Source organism: Streptomyces sp. SM10 (genome assembly GCF_002910915.1).
GTDB lineage: Bacteria > Actinomycetota > Actinomycetes > Streptomycetales > Streptomycetaceae > Streptomyces.
The window spans coordinates 65,519-85,228 of record NZ_NEUF01000132.1; the positions used below are offsets into that span (position 1 = coordinate 65,519).

At 71.3% G+C, this 19,710-nt stretch carries 16 protein-coding genes and 1 riboswitch; of the genes, 2 read left to right on the plus strand and 14 right to left on the minus strand.

Annotated features, from left to right (window positions below):
* Positions 1 to 3 precede the first annotated feature (3 nt).
* From B9S57_RS21205 to B9S57_RS21270, 14 genes are all read right to left on the minus strand, one after another.
* On the minus strand, positions 4 to 849 hold the full coding sequence (locus B9S57_RS21205) for an energy-coupling factor ABC transporter ATP-binding protein (RefSeq protein ID WP_103517144.1): 846 nt from the start codon (positions 847 to 849) through the stop codon (positions 4 to 6).
* Positions 846 to 1,595 (minus strand): cobalt ECF transporter T component CbiQ, encoded by a 750-nt coding sequence (gene cbiQ / locus B9S57_RS21210; RefSeq protein ID WP_103517145.1) that lies wholly within the window; start codon positions 1,593 to 1,595, stop codon positions 846 to 848. Before cbiQ ends, B9S57_RS21205 begins: the two co-directional genes overlap by 4 nt.
* Before the next feature lie 6 nt (positions 1,596 to 1,601).
* Positions 1,602 to 1,970, minus strand: a complete 369-nt coding sequence (locus B9S57_RS21215; protein WP_103517146.1) for an energy-coupling factor ABC transporter substrate-binding protein — start codon at positions 1,968 to 1,970, stop codon at positions 1,602 to 1,604.
* Entirely contained in the window at positions 1,970 to 2,680 is a 711-nt protein-coding gene (locus tag B9S57_RS21220; protein WP_103517147.1) for an energy-coupling factor ABC transporter permease, read from the minus strand. Before B9S57_RS21220 ends, B9S57_RS21215 begins: the two co-directional genes overlap by 1 nt.
* 29 nt (positions 2,681 to 2,709) lie before the next feature.
* Positions 2,710 to 2,916: riboswitch (cobalamin riboswitch) on the minus strand.
* A 321-nt stretch (positions 2,917 to 3,237) separates the two neighbouring features.
* Positions 3,238 to 4,269 carry a hydroxyacid dehydrogenase gene (locus tag B9S57_RS21225; protein WP_103517148.1) on the minus strand — a complete coding sequence of 344 codons (1,032 nt, stop codon included), beginning with the start codon at positions 4,267 to 4,269 and terminating at the stop codon, positions 3,238 to 3,240.
* Entirely contained in the window at positions 4,266 to 5,186 is a 921-nt protein-coding gene (locus B9S57_RS21230; RefSeq protein WP_103517149.1) for a carbohydrate ABC transporter permease, read from the minus strand. The genes B9S57_RS21225 and B9S57_RS21230 overlap by 4 nt, the downstream gene beginning before the upstream one ends.
* 2 nt (positions 5,187 to 5,188) lie before the next feature.
* A complete protein-coding gene (locus B9S57_RS21235) occupies positions 5,189 to 6,088 on the minus strand; it encodes a carbohydrate ABC transporter permease (RefSeq protein WP_103517150.1) in 900 nt (299 codons plus the stop codon).
* 73 nt (positions 6,089 to 6,161) lie between these two features.
* Positions 6,162 to 7,484 (minus strand): ABC transporter substrate-binding protein, encoded by a 1,323-nt coding sequence (locus tag B9S57_RS21240; RefSeq protein ID WP_103517151.1) that lies wholly within the window; start codon positions 7,482 to 7,484, stop codon positions 6,162 to 6,164.
* Between the two features lie 277 nt (positions 7,485 to 7,761).
* Positions 7,762 to 9,552, minus strand: coding sequence for a beta-galactosidase (locus B9S57_RS21245; protein ID WP_103517152.1), 1,791 nt, complete (start codon positions 9,550 to 9,552; stop codon positions 7,762 to 7,764).
* Positions 9,553 to 9,589: 37 nt separating this feature from the next.
* Entirely contained in the window at positions 9,590 to 10,648 is a 1,059-nt protein-coding gene (locus B9S57_RS21250) for a LacI family DNA-binding transcriptional regulator (RefSeq protein ID WP_103517153.1), read from the minus strand.
* 131 nt (positions 10,649 to 10,779) lie between these two features.
* On the minus strand, positions 10,780 to 13,224 hold the full coding sequence (locus B9S57_RS21255) for a polysaccharide lyase 8 family protein (protein WP_103517154.1): 2,445 nt from the start codon (positions 13,222 to 13,224) through the stop codon (positions 10,780 to 10,782).
* A 475-nt stretch (positions 13,225 to 13,699) separates the two neighbouring features.
* Positions 13,700 to 14,326, minus strand: a complete 627-nt coding sequence (locus B9S57_RS21260; protein WP_103517155.1) for a TOPRIM nucleotidyl transferase/hydrolase domain-containing protein — start codon at positions 14,324 to 14,326, stop codon at positions 13,700 to 13,702.
* Positions 14,327 to 14,562: 236 nt separating this feature from the next.
* Complete coding sequence (locus B9S57_RS21265) at positions 14,563 to 16,260, minus strand: adenine deaminase C-terminal domain-containing protein (protein ID WP_103517156.1); 1,698 nt, start codon at positions 16,258 to 16,260, stop codon at positions 14,563 to 14,565.
* 11 nt (positions 16,261 to 16,271) lie between these two features.
* Positions 16,272 to 17,600 (minus strand): NCS2 family permease, encoded by a 1,329-nt coding sequence (locus tag B9S57_RS21270; RefSeq protein ID WP_103517157.1) that lies wholly within the window; start codon positions 17,598 to 17,600, stop codon positions 16,272 to 16,274.
* Between the two features lie 112 nt (positions 17,601 to 17,712).
* Between B9S57_RS21270 and B9S57_RS21275 the strand changes: the two genes are divergently transcribed.
* Both B9S57_RS21275 and B9S57_RS21280 read left to right on the plus strand, forming a co-directional pair.
* Positions 17,713 to 18,696, plus strand: a complete 984-nt coding sequence (locus B9S57_RS21275; RefSeq protein WP_103517158.1) for a LacI family DNA-binding transcriptional regulator — start codon at positions 17,713 to 17,715, stop codon at positions 18,694 to 18,696.
* A 376-nt stretch (positions 18,697 to 19,072) separates the two neighbouring features.
* Complete coding sequence (locus tag B9S57_RS21280) at positions 19,073 to 19,693, plus strand: TetR/AcrR family transcriptional regulator (protein ID WP_103517159.1); 621 nt, start codon at positions 19,073 to 19,075, stop codon at positions 19,691 to 19,693.
* Positions 19,694 to 19,710: the final 17 nt, after the last annotated feature.

The following is a 19,710-nucleotide window of genomic DNA, read 5'->3' on the forward strand; positions in this document are numbered from 1 at the left end:
CTGTCAGGCGACGGCCGGCGGAAGGAAGTCCGCCGCGAGCTCCTCCGGGGTGCGGGGGCCCCGGGCGGTCGCCTCCAGCAGGCCGTGCTCACGCAGCAGCCGGGAGGTCACGACGCCCCACGGCAGCCGAAGACCCGCCTCCCGCAGGAGATCCGTCCGGGCCAGCGTGGTGGACGCCGGCCCGGCGCGGACACCGGCCGGGGTGAGGAGCGCGACGTCGTCGGCCCACCGCAGGGCCAGATCGACGTCGTGGGTGGCCATCACGACGGTCGTGCCGCCGGCGCGCAGGGTGCCGAGCGTGTCGAGCAGCCGTTCCTGACCGTCCGGATCGAGCCCCGCGGTCGGCTCGTCGAGGATCAGCACACGGGGCCGCATCGCGACCGCGCCCGCGATGGCGGTCCGCTTGCGCTGCCCGTAGGAGAGGAGGTGGGTGGGCCGGTCGGCCAGTCCCGTGATGTCGAGAGCGGTGAGCGCCTCGTCGACCCGGACCCGTACCTCCGCGTCGGGCAGGCCCAGATTCAGCGGCCCGAACGACACGTCCTGGGAGACGGACGCGGCGAACAGCTGGTCGTCCGGGTCCTGCACCACCAGCTGGACCGTGGTGCGCAGCCGGGTCAGCCCTGCGCGGTTGTAGGCGACCGGGTCGCCCTCGACGCTCAACTGCCCTGACTTCGGGCGTAGTCCGCCGCTCAGGAGGCGCATCAGCGTGGTCTTCCCGCTGCCGTTCCTTCCGAGCAGGGCGAGCGCACGCCCTTCGTGCGCCTCGAAGTCGAGGCCGCTGAGCACGGCAGGGCCGTCCTCGTACGCGAAGGACGCACCCCGCAGGGCGAGCAGTACGGAATCGGTCATGACAGCCGCCTTTCCAGGACGAGGGTCAGGGCGGTGAGAGCCGCGAGCAGGACGAGGCTCGCGGAGGTGAACCGCGCGGATACGCGGGCCTCGGGCACCAGGACGCGCAGGGTGCCGTCGTAGCCGCGCCCGGCCAGTCCCGACTGGAGCCGCGCCGCGCGGTCGAAGGCCCTGATGAAGGCGGTGGCACCGAGCCCGGCCAGGGACCGCCAGGCGGCGGCCCGGGTGGTGTGCCCGAGCCGGGCCGCCTGCGCCTCCCGGATCCGGCGCACCGAGTCCAGGAGCAGGAAACTCATGCGGTACGTCACCAGGGCGACGTCCACCACCGGCGCGGGGACCCCCGCCGCGACCAGGCGGGGCAGCAGGTCGGACATCGGTGTGGTGAAGGCGAACAGCAGGACACCGAGTGAGGCCGCCGAGGTGCGCAACAGCAGCTCCCCGGCACGGACCGGCCCTCCGTCGGCCAGGCCGACGAACCCCTCCTCCCCGCCGACCCGCACGAGGAGGGTGGCCGCCCCGGTGACACAGAACCCCAGGGGCACCCGGTAGGCGCGCCACAGGTGGCGGGCCGTCACGCCCGCCGGACCCAGGAGCAGGACGACCGCGGTGACGAGGACGAGAGCGGCACCGGGCCACGGCGGCAGCGAGATCGCCAGCACCGTGAGTCCCAGTCCGAGTACCGCCTTGTCGACGGGATGGCGGCGGCGCCAGCGACTGCTGTGCGCCGCCGCGTCGATCGGCAGCACGTGAGCTCAGGCTCCCCGGGCCGAGGACTCCCCGGCACGGTCAGGGGTGCCCCCGCCGTCCTGCGGCGCCTTCGCGCGCAGTTCGCCCTGACGGCGACCGCGCCGCAGACCGAAGTAGTAGGCGAGGACTCCCGCCCCGAGCGCGGCCTGGAGAGCGAAGAGCGCCGACTCGATCTCGCCGGACGGCGGTTCGTACAGCGGGGAGAACCAGGGTTCGTAGCCGGGGTCGATCTCGGTGATCGCCGTCTCGGCCTGCGCGTCGGCGCCGGCGAAGGGCTCCTCCTTGTGGTCGCCGAGGCCGAGTGCCAGCGGGAGGACCGCCAGGGCGGCGACGACGAACAGCAGAAGGGCATTGATCTTCGTGTTCTTGTTCATCACGCCACCGCCTCGGTCTTCTCGTCCGCCACGCGCGCGGCCCGCTTGCCGGAGAGGAACACGCCGAGCCGGGTCAGGTCTCCCTTGCTGGACTGCACGAGGAGCCGCATCACCAGCACGGTCAGGAGCCCCTCGCTCACCGCCAGCGGGATCTGGGTGACCGCGAAGATGGAGCCGAACTTCCCGAGCGCCCCCAGGAACCCGCTGCCCGGGTCCGGGAAGGCGAGCGCGAGCTGGACGCTGGTGACGCAGTAGGTGGACAGGTCGGCGACGAACGCGGCGAAGAAGACCGCGACCATCAGCGGCACGTCGTAGCGGCGCAGCAGCCTGTACACCGCGTACCCGGCCCAGGGGCCGACGATCGCCATCGAGAAGACGTTGGCACCGAGCGTGGTCAGGCCGCCGTGCGCGAGCAGCAGCGCCTGGAAGAGCAGGGTGATGGTGCCCAGGACCGCCATGATCGGCGGCCGGAACAGGATGGCCCCCAGCCCCGTACCCGTGGGGTGGGAACAACTCCCCGTCACGGAAGGGAGTTTCAGGGCGGAAAGGACGAACGTGAAGGCTCCGGAAGCCCCCAGCAGCAGTGTGCTCTCCGGGTTCTCCCGGACCTCACGGGTGAGTGACCGGACTCCGTGGACGACGAACGGCGCGGACGCGACACCCCAGGCGATCGCGTGCGCCGGGGGCAGAAATCCCTCGGCTATGTGCATGGCTCAGCAGACCCTCTCCAGCACCTCGTGGATGGTTGAAGTGCCTTGGCCGGTCTCCTGGCTGACGGGTGACACCGCCCGAACTCCGCCTTCCCGGGTCACAAGGACCCAGTGGCTGCCCGCGAGGGCCGGAGCCGGACTTCCCGATCACAGTGGCGAGGGCCGCACCGGCATCACACCGGATTTCCCGTTCACCAAGGCGTGGCGACAGTAGTGCCAGGTGGGGGGCGATGACAAGCAGGCCCACCCGCCCGCACCTGCGGACACGCCGTGACCGGGCGGGAGCGTCACGCGGACCTCGTGGCCGGGGGGAGCGGCGTTGCCGGGGCGTGGCCCGGACCGCCGCCCGCGGCCCGGTCCACGCGCCTGCCGGCGGTCGGAGGTCCGGGGCGGCGGGCCGGTTCCGTGGCGTGGGCGAACTCACCTTCCGGCTCGCTCCCCGGCTCGCTCCCCGGCTCGCTCCCCGGCTCGTTCTCAGGCTCGTTCTCAGGGCAGGGGGCCGTCGCTCGGCCCGTCCCCGGGGACACGGCGGTGGAGGCGGGCCCCGCGCGGCCGCCTCACGCCGTGCGCGTCAGCGTCTCCCCGCGGACGGGATCGGCGTAGGGCAGGCGGTGGCCGTACCTCTCCAGCTCGTCGAGCGCGGCGTGCGTCATCCGGGCCAGTTCGTTGCCGAGCGAACCCGCGATGTGCGGGGTGAGCAGGACGTTGGGAAGGTCGTAGAGCGGTGAGTCGGCGGGCAGGACCTCCGGTTCGGTCACGTCGAGCACCGCGTGGAGCCGGCCCGACACCAGCTCGTCGGTGAGCGCGACCGTGTCCACCAGCGAACCCCGTGCCGTGTTGATGAGCGTGGCGCCGTCGGGCAGCAGGGCGAGGCGCCTGCGGTCGAAGAGGTTCCGGGTCTCCGGCAGTTCCGGCGCGTGGATGGTCACCACATCACTGGAGGCGGCCAGTTCGTCCAGCGACACCGCCCGTGCGCCCAGCTCCGCCGCCCCGGCCTCGTCGAGGTACGGGTCGTACAGGAGCACGCGCAGGTCGAAGGGGCGCAGCAGGTCGATCACCCGCCGCCCGATGCGGGACGCCCCGACGACCCCGACCGTGCGGCCGTAGTTGCCGCCGGTGCCGATGACGGCGAGCGCGTTCGTCCGGGCACGCCGGTGGCCGTACTCCCGCTGTGCGGCCAGGATCCGCTTGCCGGCGAAGAGGATCGCCGCCACGGTGTACTCCGCGACAGGCAGCGCGTTCGCCCCTGCGGCGGACGCCACGGTCAGATTCCGCTCCCAGCAGGCGTCGGTGATGTGGTGCTTCACCGAACCGGCGGCGTGGATCACCGTGCGCAGGCGGGGGAGCCGGTCCAGCACCTCGGCCGTGAGCGGCGGGCAGCCCCAGCCGGTGAGCAGCACCTCCGCCTCGTCGAGCACGCCCGCCACGGCCGGATCGTCGAAGTCGTGCACCACGAGCGAGGGGTCGGTGTCGGCGACCGTCACCAGGCGGGCCAGGGACTCCTGGTCGAACAGTGCGTCCCGGACGGACGGCTCCATGGCGAGCACCGTGCGGGGCCGGTGGTAAGGAGCGTGCGAGCGGGACGTCATTTGACGGCTCCTGCGGTGAGGCCCGAGCGCCAGAAGCGCTGCAACGCCACGAAGGCGACGGCGAGGGGGACGATGGACACCAGCGAACCGGTGATGACGAACGAGTAGAGCTGCGGTTCCTGGGGGAGCGTGGCGTTCCAGTTGAACAGTCCGAGACCGACGGGGTAGAGCGCCGAGTCGTTCAGCATCACCAGAGGCAGGAAGAAGTTGTTCCAGCTGCCGGTGAAGGAGAAGAGGAACACCGTGACGAACGCGGGCGAGAGCATCGGGAGGGCGACGGAGCGGAAGGTGCGCAGCTCACTCGCACCGTCGATCCGAGCCGCCTCCAGAGTCTCGCCGGGCACGTAACTCTCCGAGAAGACGCGCGCGAGGTAGACGCCGAAGGGGTTCACCAGGCCGGGGATCAGCACCGACCAGTACGAGTTGACGAGGCCCACCTCGGACGCCATCAGGTACATCGGCAGGGAGATGACCGTGTGCGGGACGAGGATGCCCAGGAGCACCAGGCCGTAGAGCTTCTCCTTGCCCCACCACTGGTAGGTGGCGAAGGCGTACCCGGCGAGGAGTGAGACGAGGGTGGAGGCGAGCGCGCCGACGACCGAGTACACCAGGCTGTTGGCGAGCCAGCGGCCGAAGATGCCGTCCTGATAGGTGAACAGGTCCGCGAGGTTCGTCCAGAGACTGAAGTCGGCGAGCGCGAAGCCGGGGCTCGCGAACAGATCGCCGTTGTCCTTCGTCGCGTTGACCAGCAGCCAGCTCAGCGGCATCAGCGTGTACACGGCGACGACGCCGAGCAGGGTGGTGACGACGGCCTTCGACGACCAGGACGGTGTGAAGGTCCGGGACGGCCGGGTGGTGCCGGCGCGGTCCGGGGACCGGGTCGGCGGCACGGTGCGCGGGGGCGTCGCGGTAGCCATGGTCACGCCTCCTTCCAGCGGTTGCCGAGCTTGGTGATCACGAAGGAGAGGCCGGCTCCGAGCAGCGCCAGCAGCAGCGAGGCCGCGGCTGCCAGGCCGTAGTCGTGCTCGGTGAAGGCGGCCTGGTAGATGTACATGACCGGGCTCCAGTCCTGGGAGACCGCGGACGACCGGCTGCGCAGCACCTCCGGTTCGTTGAAGAGCTGGATGGCGCCCACGGCGGTGAAGAGCATGGTCAGGACGACGGAGGAACGGATCATCGGCAGCTTCACGGACAGGGCCGTGCGCAGCTGGCCCGCCCCGTCGACGGTGGCGGCCTCCAGGGTCTCCTTCGGGACCGCCTGCAGCGCCGCGTAGAAGATCACCATGTTGTAGCCGATCCACTGCCAGGCCGCGGCGTTGGCCATGGAGAAGACCACACCGTCCGGGCCGAGGAAGTCCCACTCGACGCCGAGGGTCCGCAGCAGGTCGATCACCGGGCTGAGCCCCGGGGTGTAGAGGAAGCCCCAGATGATCGCCGCGATCAGGCCGGGCACGGCGTGGGGGAGGAAGTACGCCAGCTGGAAGAACCTCTTCGCCCGGGCCATCGCCGAGTCCACGAGCAGGGCCAGGGCCAGGGCGCCGCCGACCATCACGGGGATGTAGATCAGGCAGTAGAGGGCGATGTGCAGGAAGCCGCGGTGGAACGAGGGGTCGCCCAGGGCGCGCAGGTAGTTGTGGGCGCCGACGAACAGGGTTTCCGTGCCCGCGAACCCGAGGCCGCTGGTGGCCTGTTCGCGGAACAGGCTCATCCACAGGGAGTATCCGATGGGAACGATCAGTGTGGCGACGAAGAGAATGAAGAAGGGGGCGACGAAGAGGGCCGGAGTGCTGCGTTGCCCGCGGCCGAGCCGGGAAGTCATCGGCGGTGGCTCCTTGGGTGGGTGACACGCCGGGGCGGGCGAGGGTCCCGCCCCGGCGCATCGGGGTCGGGGGCTACTTGGCGAGCTTCAGACCGCGGTCGGTGATCGCCTTCTCTGCGGCCTTCTGGCCGGCCAGGAACGCCTGCCAGAACTCCCCGGTCTTCTGGGCCTTGCCGAACTCCGCCTGCATGGTCATCGTCGTGGAGTTGTGCACGGGGCTCCAGGTCCATCCCTCCGTGATGAGGGGCACCTGGGCACCGGCGACGTCGTAGACGTCCTGGCCGGCGAAGAACGAGGCGTCGAAGGTCGACTTGGCGGCGGTGCGCAGGTCCTCGTCCGCGGGCAGCCCGCTGGAGGTTCCGGGTGCCAGACGTGCCTCGACCGCCTCCTTGCTGGTGGTGGCCCAGGTGATGAACTCGGCTGCCGCGTCGACCCTTTCGCTGTCCTTGGTCACGGCGAACGCGGAGCCGCCGACCGATCCGGTGGCCGGGGTGCCCCAGTGGGGCAGCGGGGCCTCGGCCCACTTGCCCGTCTGCCCGGGGTAGGTGGTCTTCAGGGAACCGGCGCTCCACGAGGCCCCGATCAGGGCGATCGCCTCGGAGTCGGTGACGGCCTTGGTCGCCTCCGGGCTCCACGCCTTGTGGTTCAGGACCAGGTCGGCCTTGACCAGGTCCTTCCAGTAGTCGGCGACCTTCCTGGTTGCGGAGTCGGCGATGTTCACCTTCCAGGCGTCGCCGCTCGTGCCGTACCAGTGGGCGCCGGCCTGCTGGGCGAGGCCCGCCCAGGTCGCGGTGTCGTCGCCCCAGAAGTCCAGCAGTCTCGCCTCGCCCTCGGAGGCCGACTTGACCTTCTCCGCGGCCGTCCGGAACTCGGCCCAGGTGGTGGGGACCTCGATGCCGTACTTCTCGAACAGGTCGGTGCGGTAGTAGAAGGTCTGCGGGCCCACGTCGTAGGGGGCGGCCCAGGTCTTGCCCCCCAGGGTGACCAGGGACCGTACGGATTCGGGGGCGTACTCCTCGACCGGCTTCCCGAGCTCCGCGCTCGAGTCGCGCAGGAGCCCCTGGGTCACGAGGTCGGGCAGGGCCTGGTACTCCAGGTTGACGACGTCGGGGGCGTTGCCCGCCTTGACCGCTTTGGCGATCTTGTCGTAGCCGCCGTTGAGCCCCGCGGGGATCTCGGCGTGGGTGACCTTGATGTCGGGGTGCGTCTCGTTGAACGCGGCGGTCATGTCGGCCGTGCCGGGCATCCAGGACCAGTAGGTGATCTCCACGGGCTTTCCGTCGGAGCCGGCCTTCTCCGCGCCGGTGTCCTCCCCTCCGCAGGCGGTGACCAGGAGGGCCAGGGAAGCGACGGCGGCCGCGAGAGCCGTGGAGGTCGAACGAGTGGTGCGCTGCATGGCGGTACTCCTACGAGAGGCCTACAGGAGGCGGCGAGTTGACGCACATCTTTCGGCCATGAGCGATCAGAGTCAATAGTAAAAGAACAAACGAACATCAAGAAGCGGTATCGATCGCTCTTCTGTCCCTCTGTGTGCACCTGGCACGTCCGGCGCGGACCTGTCGACTCGGGCGCCCGTACGCGGGCATGACGGTGCCCCGGGCAGGGCACACCGGCGCGGTGCCCTGCCCGGGGCCGGCCCACCGGGCTTCCCCGGGGAGCCGTCGCCTGCGGTCTCAGCCGAGGTCTGGGGCCTCGCGCAGCTCCACGACCGGACGCGCACAGCCGTCCAGCTCCAGCACCACGACCTCGTTGCGGCCACCGCGCAGCAGCGGCCACGGCACGTACAGCGTCCGCTGGGGGCCCCGCGACTCCCAGTAGCGGCCCAGGCAGAAGCCGTTGACCCACACGTAGCCCTTGCCCCAGCCGGGCAGGGCGAGATAGGTGTCGCCCGGCTCCGTCACCTCGAGGAAGCCCCGGTGGAACACGGGACCGGGCCCTGGCTCCGTCGCCCCGCCCTCCGCCGCCACGGAGGGGCTGTCCCACGGGATCCGGTCCGGGGTCCCGTGGCCCAGAGGCACGGCACGCGCGGTCCAGCCGTGCAGCATCTGCTGGGTGTGCAGGACCCGGCGCACCCCCTTGAGTTCCCCGAGCCCGACCCCGTAGTTGACACGCCCCATCGACTCCACCAGGAGCTCCACCCGAGAACGTTCCCCGTTCACGCGGACACCCTCGACGGATTCGTTGCCACCCCGCTCGAGCACGCCCACGGGCTCGCCGTCCACGTAGACGTGCGCTCGGTCGGCGAGCCCCTGGACCGACAACGGGTAGGGCCCGCGCGGTCCGGGGATCGCGGAGGTGTACAGCACGAGTCCGTGGGCGATCCCCAGGTCCTCGAAGGACGGCGGCGTGGGCGCACTCACCTCCTCGTCGGCCAGCGCGTCCAGGAGGCCGAGGAGGGCGACCGAACGGGTGAGTTCCAGGGTCGTGGCGGGCAGCAGGGGAGCGGGAGCCTCCGGCTCGGGCAGGGGTTCCTGCGCATACCGGGCGAGTACGTCGCGGAACGCGAAGAACTTGTCCGTCACGCACCCCCGCTCGTCGATGGGCGCGTCGTAGTCGTACGAGGTCACGGTCGGTACGTAGCGCTCACCGGTGGCCGGGTCCTGTGTGTTGGCGCCCGCCCAGGTCGAGAAGTTCGTTCCGCCGTGCGCCATGTAGAGATTGACCGAGGCCCCGGCCCCGAGGATCTCCGCCAGCGTGTCCGCCGCGTCCTTCGGGTCCCGTACGACGTGCTCGGCCCCCCAGTGGTCGAACCAGCCGCACCAGAATTCCATGCACATGAGCGGATCCTCGGGCCGCAGCCGCTTCAGCCCCGCGAACGCCTCGGTGGCGCGGCTGCCGAAGTTCACCGTGGCCAGATGCCCCGCGGCGGTACCGCCGGTGAGGAAGAAGTCGTCGGGCCCGTCCGAGGTGAACAGCGGCACCTCCACCCCGCGCGCCCGCATGGCCTCCGCCAGGTGGTCCAGGTAGCCGCTGTCGGTGCCGTAGGAGCCGTACTCGTTCTCCGTCTGCACCATCAGGACGTTCCCGCCCCGGGTGACCTGGTGCGCGGCGACCAGGGGGATCAGCCGGTCGAACCAGCGCTCCACGTGGGCCAGGTAGGCGGGATCCTGGCACCGCAGCGCCCGTACCTCGGGGTCGGCGAGCAGCCACCAGGGCAGGCCCCCGTTCTCCCACTCGGCGCAGATGTACGGCGAGGGCCTGACGACGGCGTACAGCCCGGCCTCGCGCGAGGCGTGCAGGAACCGGTCCAGATCCGCGATCCCGGTGAAGTCGTACTCACCGGGGCGTGGTTCGTGGAGATTCCACGGGACGTACGTCTCCACGGTGTTGAGCCCCATGGCGCGCAGCATCCTCAGTCGGTGCGGCCACTGCTCGGGAAGGACGCGGAAGTAGTGCAGCGCGCCCGACAGGACACGCAGGGGGCGGCCGTCGAGGGAGAAACCCTCGGGCGATATGCGGAACATGAGGGTTTCTCCGGTGGGCATGCCGTGTGGACGGGGATCAGCTGGACGAGCGGACGTGCAACTCCGGCAGGATCGACACGAGGTGCCGGGGCCGCGAGGGGTCCGCGAGGCGCTCGGCTAGCAGGGCCACCGCGGAAGCGCCCACGGCGAGCTTGGGCGGTGCGACGGCGGTGAGGGGGATGTCGGCGAGCGAAGCGACCTCGTCGTCGTAGGCGACGAGGGCGAGGTCGCCGGGTACGTCGATCCCTCGCGCCCTCAGGCGCTGCAGCAGGACGATCGCGTCGTGGTCGTTGTGGATCAGGCCGCCGTCCAGGAGTCCCCCGGCCGCGGCGTCGGCGAAGGCGTCGAGGACTTCCTCGCGGCGGGCCGCGTCACCGGCCGGCGGCGGCATGCGGAAGAGCCCGTCCGAGGGTGCGTCGAGCCCCGCCGCCGCCAGACCCCTCCGGTATCCCTCGACGAGCGGCCCGCCGTGCGGGCTGTCGTCGCGTACCAGGAGACCGATCCGCCGGCGCGTCCGCGCCAGGTGGTGCACCGCGAGCCGGGCGCCGTGGACGTGGTCGGTGACGACCCGTTCCGTGTCGGACAGGTCGTCACCCGGCCGTCGCTCCACCAGGACGTGGGGAATCGTCAGTTCGTCCAGCCAGGGCGCGGCGGCCGCGGGGTCGCAGGTCGCGACGAGGAGGCCGTCGAGTCCGTCGGACAGCATGCGACGCGCCTGGGCGCGCTCCTCGTCCGGGTTGTACTGGGAAATGCCCAGGACGAGCCGGACGCCACGCTCACCGGCGGCTTCCTGGGCCCCCTTGATCACTTCCGGGTAGTAGTAGTCGGCGGCGGGCACGATCAGGCCGAAGGCGAGGGGCCCGCGGGAAGCCGTCACCCGGACAGGTGCCTCGGCACCGGTCGTCTCGGCGCGGGTCTCCGGCAGTACCGCGCCGCCGTGGACGCGGGCGACGAGGCCACGGTCCGCGAGGGTTTCGATGTCTCTGCGCACGGTGACCGGCGAGACGCGCAACTCGTCCGCGATGTCGCTGACCCGGAGCGTGCCCCGCTCGCGCAGCCTGCGGAGTATCGCCTGGTGCCTCTCTTCGGCGTGCATGGCTTCGACTTCCCTCTCCCTAGCCGGACTACGGGCAGTGTAGCCGCCCGATGAGCGGATGTGTACGTTCTTGTTCGAACAATCAGGTAGGAACGTACACACTCCTGCGCCTGGCTTCCGAGCCCCTCGCACTACCTCAGTCGGACGACGGTCCTCAGAGTGCGTCCCGCCGTCGTCGATAGATCGCCGAAGGTGAGCTCCAGCCTGGAACCGGTGGAGGAGCCGGTCAGCGGACCGGGTCCGCTCACCACCGAGCGGACGGGCCGGTCCCAGGTGATCGTGACCTCCTGCTGGAGCCGCGTCGGGTCACTGACGCAGATGACCGCGGTGCCGTCACGCCGTTCCCTGACGAGGACGGAGACCGGCGCGCTCGAGGCGAGGCGTCCGAAGCCGCCCGCCGCCCAGAAGTTGGCCGCCGTGACGCCGAGCGCGGGGATCCGGACACCGTGGACGTCCTCGGTGCGGGTGGTGGCGGTCAGCCATCGGTCGAGGGTGCCGGATCGGCGCGCCGTCGACGATGCGGACGCCCCCGGCAGGAGGACGTAGGCGTAGCCCTCGCCGACCGGAGCGGTGCCGTGGTCGAGCCAGAGGGTGGTGTACCGGCTCCGGATCGCCGCCGTCGACCCGGCTGCGCTGTTGATGTCGCGCCAGGTGCCGGTGCGCTCCTCCCGCAGCGCGTTCAGGGTGACCCGGCCGGGGAAGACGTAGCCGCCGTGCCCGGCGATGTGCGCCCAGCCGGCACGGGACGCCGTCCCTGACCAGGGGAGCGTCGTCGGCTGCCTGCGGCCGTCGACGGTGAGGGTGTTGGTGCCGTCCGCGCCGAGGTGCCGGTTCTCCACGACGGTCTCGACGGCAGCTCCGTCGGTGGCGCTGATGCCGGATCCGAGGCAGATGATCGCGTCGTCGGTGAAGAACCAGGACTTGAGGCCCTCCAGACTGGAGGACAGCCCCTTCAACTGCTGGCCGAGCACGGCGTACGTGCCGTCGCCCGTGCCGCCGACGAAGTCCACGTCGGGGCGTGCGGCTCCCCAGATTCCGCCCTCGCCGTCGGCCAGGCGCTTGGACGACGTGGTGGTGCCGGGGAGCCTGTAGGGGTCGACCGTCGGCCAGAACCGGTCCGAGTACTGGTCGTTGGCGAAGTCACCGCCCCACCAGTAGAGCATTCCGGACCCGGTGTGCCAGCCGCGAAGGTTCTCCCCGTTGCCGTTCTCGTAGTAGGTGATCCGACGCGAGGCCATCGAGACCGAGGCCACCCAGTCGGACCTGCGGTGGACGGCACGGTCCATGGCGGGGAAGACCAGGCTGCTGTCCGGCTGTGCCAGCGGGGTGACCGCGCTGTCGTCCAGAACGCTGTTGAGCAGGGACAGTTTGGCGACCGACAGCATGGGGTCGGTGACCGGCGAGCGGTACGAGCCGCGCTGGATCCACCCCCGCACGAGGCCGCGCCAGCGCCGGTTCTCCTCGGCACTCGCCGCCTGGCCGAGGGCGACCACGGAGGCCATCACCGCGTGGCCGCGGAGCTGGTCGTCGTTCTGGCCGGAGGCGTTGCCGGGCTCCAGCCCGCGGGCTATGGCCCGGCCGGAGACCCCGTCCATGAACAGCCCGTTGTGCACGAAGGGGGCGTAGGCCGCTTCCACGGCGTCGAAGATGATCTGACGGCCGGGGTCCGTGATCTCCCACGCGGATCCGCCCAGCAGGGCCAGCAGTTTGCTCAGCCCGTCGAGCAGGACGGCGCCGTAGGAGCCGGTGTACGGCACGTAGGTGTGCTGGATCACCGAACCGTCGGCGTAGAGGCCGTCCCCGCCGGTGACGTACGGGAAGACCGGAGCGAGGGCACTCGCCGCGAGCGCCACCTTGTCCGCGTCCTCACCCAGGATGCCGCGGATCGCCAGCACCCGGCACAGGTCGATGCGATTGGCCCCGGTGGACGTGCCCGTGTACGAGGCGACGGCGCTGTCGGGGACGAAGGCGTCGACGGCCCGGCAATAGGCGGCGACCTGATCGGCGGAGAGCTCGTCGCGGACCAGGAGGGCCGTGTCCAGCAGCGCCTGAGGACCGCCGATCTGCCAGTTGTACCAGTTGCCGTACCTCGCCTGCCCCTCGTTGTAGATCCGTGCGTACACGTGGTCCAGCCCCGCCACGATCTTCGCGGCGACGGCGGGGTCCTGGGTGATGCCCGTGCCCGGCTGGGCCCAGGCCTCGGCCATGGCGTACAGCCGCTGGAAGGTGGTCTGGATCGTGGAGGAGAAGGCGTACGACTCCGTGTCGAGGTCGGGATCCGGATCCGCCCACACCGCGTCGGGGAACAGGGAGTCGTCGGTCGGGGCCATCCGTTCCGCGTGGGCGGAGGCCTGGGCGCCCAGGGCGGCCAGCTTGGTGCCGAATGGTTCGGCCGTCGGCTTGAAGTCCTTGCCGAGAAGCAGCGTCCGCCATGTGGCGCGCAGCGCCGCGAAGTCGGCGGCCGGCGGGGATCCTTCGGCTGCGCTAGCGCTCGTGCCGATCGTTCCGGCGAGGCCGACGGCGGTGGCGGCGCCCGAGATCTGCACGAACATGCGACGGGAAAGCGAGGACGTCATGGTGCCTCCGAGCCCAGGGGATCAACGGTGGGTCCCTCGAGCGTTTCGTTTCACGTGTGTGCGGCGAACGGGTTGCTCAAGAGCGACACGTTTCTAGCACGTTCGATCGAAACGAACAATGGATCGCGCCATTCGAAAGGAAACGCACAGAGGTGAAGATCGAGGGTCGAGCCGATGTCGTGACGCGGTCCGACCCGCACGTGAACGCCGGGTCCTGCGGCCGTCGGCGGACACGAGGTCTCCAGGGGCGATGAGTTCCTGATCGCTTCGGGCAGTGCAGGTTTCCATCAGAGGTGATCGAACGGCTCAACGGTTTGGTCGACCCTGATCGAACGAACGCCGTCTGATCGATCAAGACGCGCGTCAAGTGAGCTTTTCCCCGGGAGAGTTCGCTCCGCCGGCCGCAGGGTGCGCTCGGAGTGCGGTGCCGACCATCCGTGGCCGGGACGCGTACACCGCATCCGTCGCCCGGAGGTCAGAGGGAGGCGAGAAGGCCGTCGAGCGGTGCGGGCACACGGTGCGGATCGAGGGCCTCGACGAGGACGTGACCGTAGCGGATCTTGCGCCCCTTCTTCGTGCCGAAGAAGCGCCGCATCTGCTGCTGAGGTGTGCGGCCCCGCTGCGCCGGCTGGTTCAGGAAGGTCTGCAGGGGGCGCAGATCGCCCTCCTCCTCGACGAGTTCCCGCACCCGCGTCGTGCCCAGGGTGCGGATGAGTTCGTCCTCCAGATCCGCCGAGCAGACGAAGAATTTGTGCTGCTCCACGCCTGCTCGTTCCAGGCCGCGGACGAAGTAGCCCCGTTCGTTCTCGTCGCACAGCCCCGTGAGGCCGAGGCCCAGACCGGGGGGTCCGAGGAGCTGGGTGTAGCGGCCGATGCTCATCGCGCCGCCCATCGCCAGGACGCAGACCCCTTCGGCCGCCAGGTCCCGGTCACGGGCCGCGGCCAGTGCCTCGACAGCTGCGACGTCGCTCGGCCCTTCGAGCAGGACGGCGGTGCGCACGGACAGCCGTCGGGCCAGCTCGCGCGCGGAGTCACCCGAGTCGCCGAGATCGCCGGCCGCCCACGCCGTGACCGTCTCCCGGAACGTACCCATGTCAGACACGGGACGAGTCTGCGTGTTTCCCTCACACCACGCCAGAGAATATCCGCCGCTGGACGGACAGGGCCCTCGCGCGGCACGGACGCGGCGGACTCGCGCCACACGGCAGAGGTGATGCTCCCGGGCTGCCTCGCCCCGCACGAACCGCGACACGGTCCGGTGGGAGCCCCCTGCCGGGCGCGCGGCGTCCCTGATGGTGGGTCGACGGGGCTGAGGTCCTGACTCCGGGCGTCCGCGTGTCAGTGACAGCAGTCCAGGACCTGCGCGGTCCAGTCCCGGGCGAGGACGTCCACCAGGCCCAGGTCGGTGATCTTCACCGAGGGGGAGACGGCCAGGGTGAGCGTCGAGACGCTCATGAACGGGTTGCGGTGGCGCCAGCCCCATGCGCCGAGCTCGTCCCGCACCAGCCGGGAGGCGTCGGCGACGTCGGCCGCCGGTGCCGTCGACATGACTCCGCCGACGGCGAGCGGCAGCCGGGCCGTGGCCGCGCCGTCACGGGCCACCGCCACGCCGCCGTCGTCGTCCAGCACCGCCGCGGCGGCGGCCCGCATCGAGTGCCGTGTGGTGCCGAGGGTGACGAGGTTGTGGCTGTCGTGGGCGTACGTGGTGGTGACCGCCCCGTCGCCGAGCTCCATGCCGGTCACCGGCACGCAGGCCGTGTGGTCGCGGCCGTGCCGGTTGCGCACCCAGCACAGGGCGGTGCGGCCCTCCCAGGCGACCTCGCCGCCGGTGACGTCGAGTTCGATCTCGGTGGGCTCGGTGTACGTGTCGACCGGGTTGACGCGCAGCGCCCGGAAGCGGTGGCGCCCGTCGGGCAGGTCCACCCGCCAGGTGTACTCCTCGTCCGGGAGCCCGGGCACGTGGACGGAGCCCGCGAACGGGTGGGCTCCCGGGTGCGGCTCCTCGTACGTCGGCCTCCCGCCCGCTGCGACGAGCCGGCCGCCCGCGAGGACGGAGTCGACGGCGAAGTCCTCCAGCGGCCCTTCGAGCAGCACGAGGTCGGCCCGCTTGCCCGGTGCGACGACGCCCCGGTCGGGCAGCCGAAGCCGCTGGGCGGGCGTCCACGTCAGCGCGCGCAGCACGTCGAGCGCGGGCAGCCCGGCCGCCACGGCCGTACGGGCGATGTGGTCCAGGTGCCCCTTCGCGGCGATGTGGTCGGCCGCCAGGTCGTCGGTGACCAGGCAGACGGGCGGCAACCGCGGCAGTGAGGTGAGGGCCGCGACGACCTCCTGCTCCAGGCACTTCTCCTGGAGCATGACGGTCATGCCGAGGCGGGCCTTCTCGACGACGACCTCGGGGGTGTTCTTGGTGTGGTCGGAGTCGATGCCGGTGGCCATGTACCGGCTGAGCTCCTCTCCGGCGAGGCCGGGGCAGTGCCCGTCGAGGATCGCGCCCTGCTCCCGGGCGGTGGCGATGATGGAGTGCATCCGCTCGTCGCCGGAGACGACGGCGCGGTAGTCCATGACCTCGGCGAGCGCCCGTACGCCGTCCCAGCGCAGCAGTTCGTCGACGTCGGCGGTGTTCAGATGGGCTCCGGAGTGCTCGAACCCGGCGAGCGCGGGTACGCAGGAGGGCACCCCCCACAGCTGTGTCTGCGGAGTGGACCGGCCGGCTTCGATCATCCACCGCATCGCCGCACGGCCGGCGACGTTGACGATCTCGTGGGGGTCCGCGAGCACGGTGGTGGTGCCGCGCGGAAGGGTCAGCCACGCGAACGCGGCCGGGGTGAGGAAGGAGCTCTCGACGTGCATGTGCGCGTCGAGGAACCCGGGGACGATCAGCCGTCCGGTGGCGTCGATCAGGCAGGCGGCCTCGCCCCCGGTGCCCGGCGGCACCACCCCGCTGATGACCTCGCCGGTGACGAGGACGTCAGCGGTGAAGACCTCGCCGGTGAAGACGGAGACGACACTGCCTCCGAAGATGCGGACGTCGTGCACGAGATTTCCGATCAGTGGATGGAGTTGTGGAAGAAGTAGCCGAGGAAGGGCAGCAGGACCCACATCCCGACATGAATGTCCCTGAAGCGCCCGGCCGCGGCCTTGATCAGCACGTACGAGGTGAGCCCGGCGGCGATGCCGGTGCCGAAGTTGCCCCAGAAGAGCGTGCAGGCGACGGTGAGGGCCGCGGGGAGGGCGTCGGTGACATCGGACATGTCGACCTTGCGGAGCCCGGCGAGCATCGACAGGCCGATGAACATCAGCACCGGAGCGGTCGCCGCCTCCGGGATCATGGTCGCGACCGGGGTGAAGAGCAGCAGCAGGGCGAACAGGCCGCCGGTGACGACCGAGGTCAGGCCCGTACGACCGCCGCTGTCGGAGCCCGCCGCGGACTCCAGGTACGTCGTCACGCTCGGGCCGCCCATGGCCGAACCACCGATCACGCTGACGGAGTCGACGAGGAACGGCTTGTTGATGTCCTTCATCTGCCCCTGATCGTCCGTGAGTCCGATCCGTTCGCCCACGGCCATCACGACGCCCGTGGTGGAGAAGAACTCGGCGGCGAAGAGCGCGAACAGGTAGGGCAGGTAGTGCGGTTCGAGCGCACCCCACAGGTCGATGTCGAACGCGACCGGGCCCATGCTTCCGGGTGCCTCGAAGAAGGAGTCGGGCACCTCGGCGACGCCGAGGGGGATCGCGGCCACGGTCAGCACCGCGATGGCGATCAGGAGCGTGCCCGGCACCTTGCGGGAGGACAGGGCGGCGATGAGCACCAGGCCCGCGAGCGCCAGCAGTGCGGCCGCCGAGCCGAGGTCGCCGAGCTCGAGCCCCTTCTTGCCGACACCGATGAGCCCGGCCGAACGGAAGCCCAGCATCGCGATGTACAGGCCGATGGCGGGCCCGATCGCCAGCCGCACGCAGTCCGGGATGATGCGGGTGACGAGCTGGCGGATGCCGAGCAGGGTCAGGGCCAGGAACGCCACGCCGGACCAGAAGACCATGCCCATGGCCACCGGGTACGGCACCTTCTCCTGCCCGATCAGGGTGACCGCCACCAGCGCCACACCGCCGAGCCCGGGAGCCAGGACGAAGGGCAGGTTGGCGTAGAGCCCCATGAAGAGCGTCGCGAGGACCACGGTCACGATCACCCCGGTGGTCGCCGCCGCATGAGGCACCCCGGCGCCTGCGAGCATGCCGGGCACCACGACGACCACGTAGGCCGAGGCGAGGAACATGCTCACGCCGGCGAGCATCTCGGTACGGACGGAGGTGCCGCGCTCACTCAACCGGAAGAACCGGTCCACCCTCGGGACGCCCCGCGCGGTCGTATCGTTTTCCATCGCCGCTCCTCATCAGTGCAATCGCTTGCAGCATGCGTTTGCACGGTAGGGTACGGACCGGCTCGGCCAGATGTAAAGCCGCAGGAGAGCGAAGAAGGGGAGGCGGGTCGCGATGGCGAGGCTCGAGGACGTGGCCCGGGAGGCCGGGGTGTCGGCGTCCACCGTGTCCCGCGCGCTCAGCCGGCCCGACATGGTCTCGGAGGCCACCCGCAGCCGGGTGGTGGCCGTGGCCGAGGCGCTCGGCTACCGCCACAACGCGGCGGCCCGCGCTCTGGTCACCGGCCGGACCGGACTGCTCGCCTTCAGCGTCCCCTCGCTGGCCAACCCGTTCTACGCGCCCGTCATCGCCGGGGCGCAGGAGGCGGCGGAGGAGGCCGGCTGCGAACTGATCGTGGTGGTGACCAACGGATCGCCCGCGCGGGAACAGGCGCTGTTCGACCGGCTGGCCGAGCGCGTCGACGGCTTCGCGGCCGCGGCCCCGCTCTCGCTCAGCCCCCTGCTGACGGATGTCGCCCGCCGACTGCCTCTGGTCACCCTCAACCGTCGTGTCCGCGGGGTCAGTTCCGTCGTGATCGACACCCCGTCGGGGTTGGGCGAACTCGGTGTCCACCTCGCGGGCCTCGGTCACCGCCGCATCGCCTACCTGGGCGGCCCCGAGGGTTCCTGGCTCGACCCGCGTCGGCTGCGCGGTCTGCGCGAGGCCGCGCCCGACTGCGAGGTGCGGGCCCTGGGCCCCTACCCGCCCGAGTTCGAGGCCGGCAGCCGCGCCGCGCAAGCGGTCATCGACTCGGGCTGCACGGCGGTCGTCGCCTACAGCAGCACGCTGCTCCTCGGCCTCCTGCACCGCATGACCATGCTGGGCGTGACCACCCCTCAGGACGTCAGCCTGGCCTGCGCGGACGACCTGTCCGCGGCCGGACTGACCATGCCGGACGTCACGGCCCTGCACGTCCCGGCCGAAGAGGCGGGGCGGCGCACGGTGGAGCGCCTCGTGCACCTGGTCTCCACCGGGTCCCACGAGGCCGGCCACCGACTGCTCCGCGTCGAGCTGCGTGCCCGGGCGTCGACGGGACGGCCGCCGGCGCCCCGGGGCTGACCGGGCCGACCGGCCACGTCTGAGCCCCGGGCGCCGGCTTCGACAGCGCGCGCGGCACCGCGCGGACCTCGTCCAGCAGCCGTTCTGTGCCGTCCCGGTCGCGGGGGACCAGGAGGAGCTGGCCGGCGACGCAGTTGTGGCCGGAGTTGTTCATCTTGCTGGTGACGATGTGCTCGGCCTGGAAGCGAGAGTCCCGGACCCTTGCGCGCCTGCCGCGCCTCTTCACCGGCCATCCCCGGAGCCACAGGCACCCACGGCCCGCGCAGTTCGCCGTCCCGCCGATGCGGTCCGCAGGGCGGGCGTCAGGTACTCCTGTGCCGGCCGGGCCGGTGCTCCGGTCATGGCGGGAAACTCTGAATGATGGTTCACTCCTTTCATGGCCTACCGCAAGACCCCGGCCGAAATCAGCCGGCTCGAAGCAGCCAGAGAGCACCTCGTCGCCTGCGCGACCTCGGTGGTCACGGAAGTCGGCTGGTCGCAGGCGTCCGTGACCGCTGTCGCCTACTCGGCGGGCATCGCGGCCGGCTCCGTCTACCAGCACTTCGCGTCCAAGACGGCGCTGGCCGTCGAGGTGTTCCGGCGCGCGGCCGGACGGGAGGTGGACGTCCTCGGCGGAGTGCTCCACGCGCCGGGGAACCCCGTCGAGCGCCTCGGCCACGGGGTCGAGATCTTCGCCCGACGCGCCCTGGAGAACAGCGGACTGGCCTACGCGCTGCTCGCGGCCCCCGCCGAGCCGGCGGTCGGGGCCGAGCGCCTGGACTTCCGCCGCCGCTACCGGGCCCTGTTCGCCGAAGTGGTCCAGGAGGGCATCGCCGACGGCCTGCTGCCCGCCCAGGACGCCGAGATCACCGCCGCCGCGCTCACCGGTGCGGTCGGCGAGGTCCTCGTCGACCCCCTCGGCAGCCGCGACGCGAAAGGCGGCGACCGGCTCCTGGCCGAACTCGTCGCCATGGCCCTGCGCTGCGCGGGCGCCCCGCCCCCGCCGCGGCAGCCCTGACCTGATCCGCGTACCCC

Excerpts from the sequence above, each read along its gene's own strand:
- B9S57_RS21250 (WP_103517153.1), bottom strand. The coding sequence starts at position 10,648 with ATGCACGCCGAAGAGAGGCACCAGGCGATACTCCGCAGGCTGCGCGAG.
- B9S57_RS21215 (WP_103517146.1), bottom strand. The coding sequence starts at position 1,970 with ATGAACAAGAACACGAAGATCAATGCCCTTCTGCTGTTCGTCGTCGCC.
- B9S57_RS21245 (WP_103517152.1), bottom strand. The coding sequence starts at position 9,552 with ATGTTCCGCATATCGCCCGAGGGTTTCTCCCTCGACGGCCGCCCCCTG.
- B9S57_RS21235 (WP_103517150.1), bottom strand. The coding sequence starts at position 6,088 with ATGACTTCCCGGCTCGGCCGCGGGCAACGCAGCACTCCGGCCCTCTTC.
- B9S57_RS21230 (WP_103517149.1), bottom strand. The coding sequence starts at position 5,186 with ATGGCTACCGCGACGCCCCCGCGCACCGTGCCGCCGACCCGGTCCCCG.
- B9S57_RS21270 (WP_103517157.1), bottom strand. The coding sequence starts at position 17,600 with ATGGAAAACGATACGACCGCGCGGGGCGTCCCGAGGGTGGACCGGTTC.
- B9S57_RS21225 (WP_103517148.1), bottom strand. The coding sequence starts at position 4,269 with ATGACGTCCCGCTCGCACGCTCCTTACCACCGGCCCCGCACGGTGCTC.
- B9S57_RS21220 (WP_103517147.1), bottom strand. The coding sequence starts at position 2,680 with ATGCACATAGCCGAGGGATTTCTGCCCCCGGCGCACGCGATCGCCTGG.
- B9S57_RS21280 (WP_103517159.1), top strand. The coding sequence starts at position 19,073 with ATGGCCTACCGCAAGACCCCGGCCGAAATCAGCCGGCTCGAAGCAGCC.
- B9S57_RS21275 (WP_103517158.1), top strand. The coding sequence starts at position 17,713 with ATGGCGAGGCTCGAGGACGTGGCCCGGGAGGCCGGGGTGTCGGCGTCC.
- B9S57_RS21205 (WP_103517144.1), bottom strand. The coding sequence starts at position 849 with ATGACCGATTCCGTACTGCTCGCCCTGCGGGGTGCGTCCTTCGCGTAC.
- B9S57_RS21255 (WP_103517154.1), bottom strand. The coding sequence starts at position 13,224 with ATGACGTCCTCGCTTTCCCGTCGCATGTTCGTGCAGATCTCGGGCGCC.
- B9S57_RS21240 (WP_103517151.1), bottom strand. The coding sequence starts at position 7,484 with ATGCAGCGCACCACTCGTTCGACCTCCACGGCTCTCGCGGCCGCCGTC.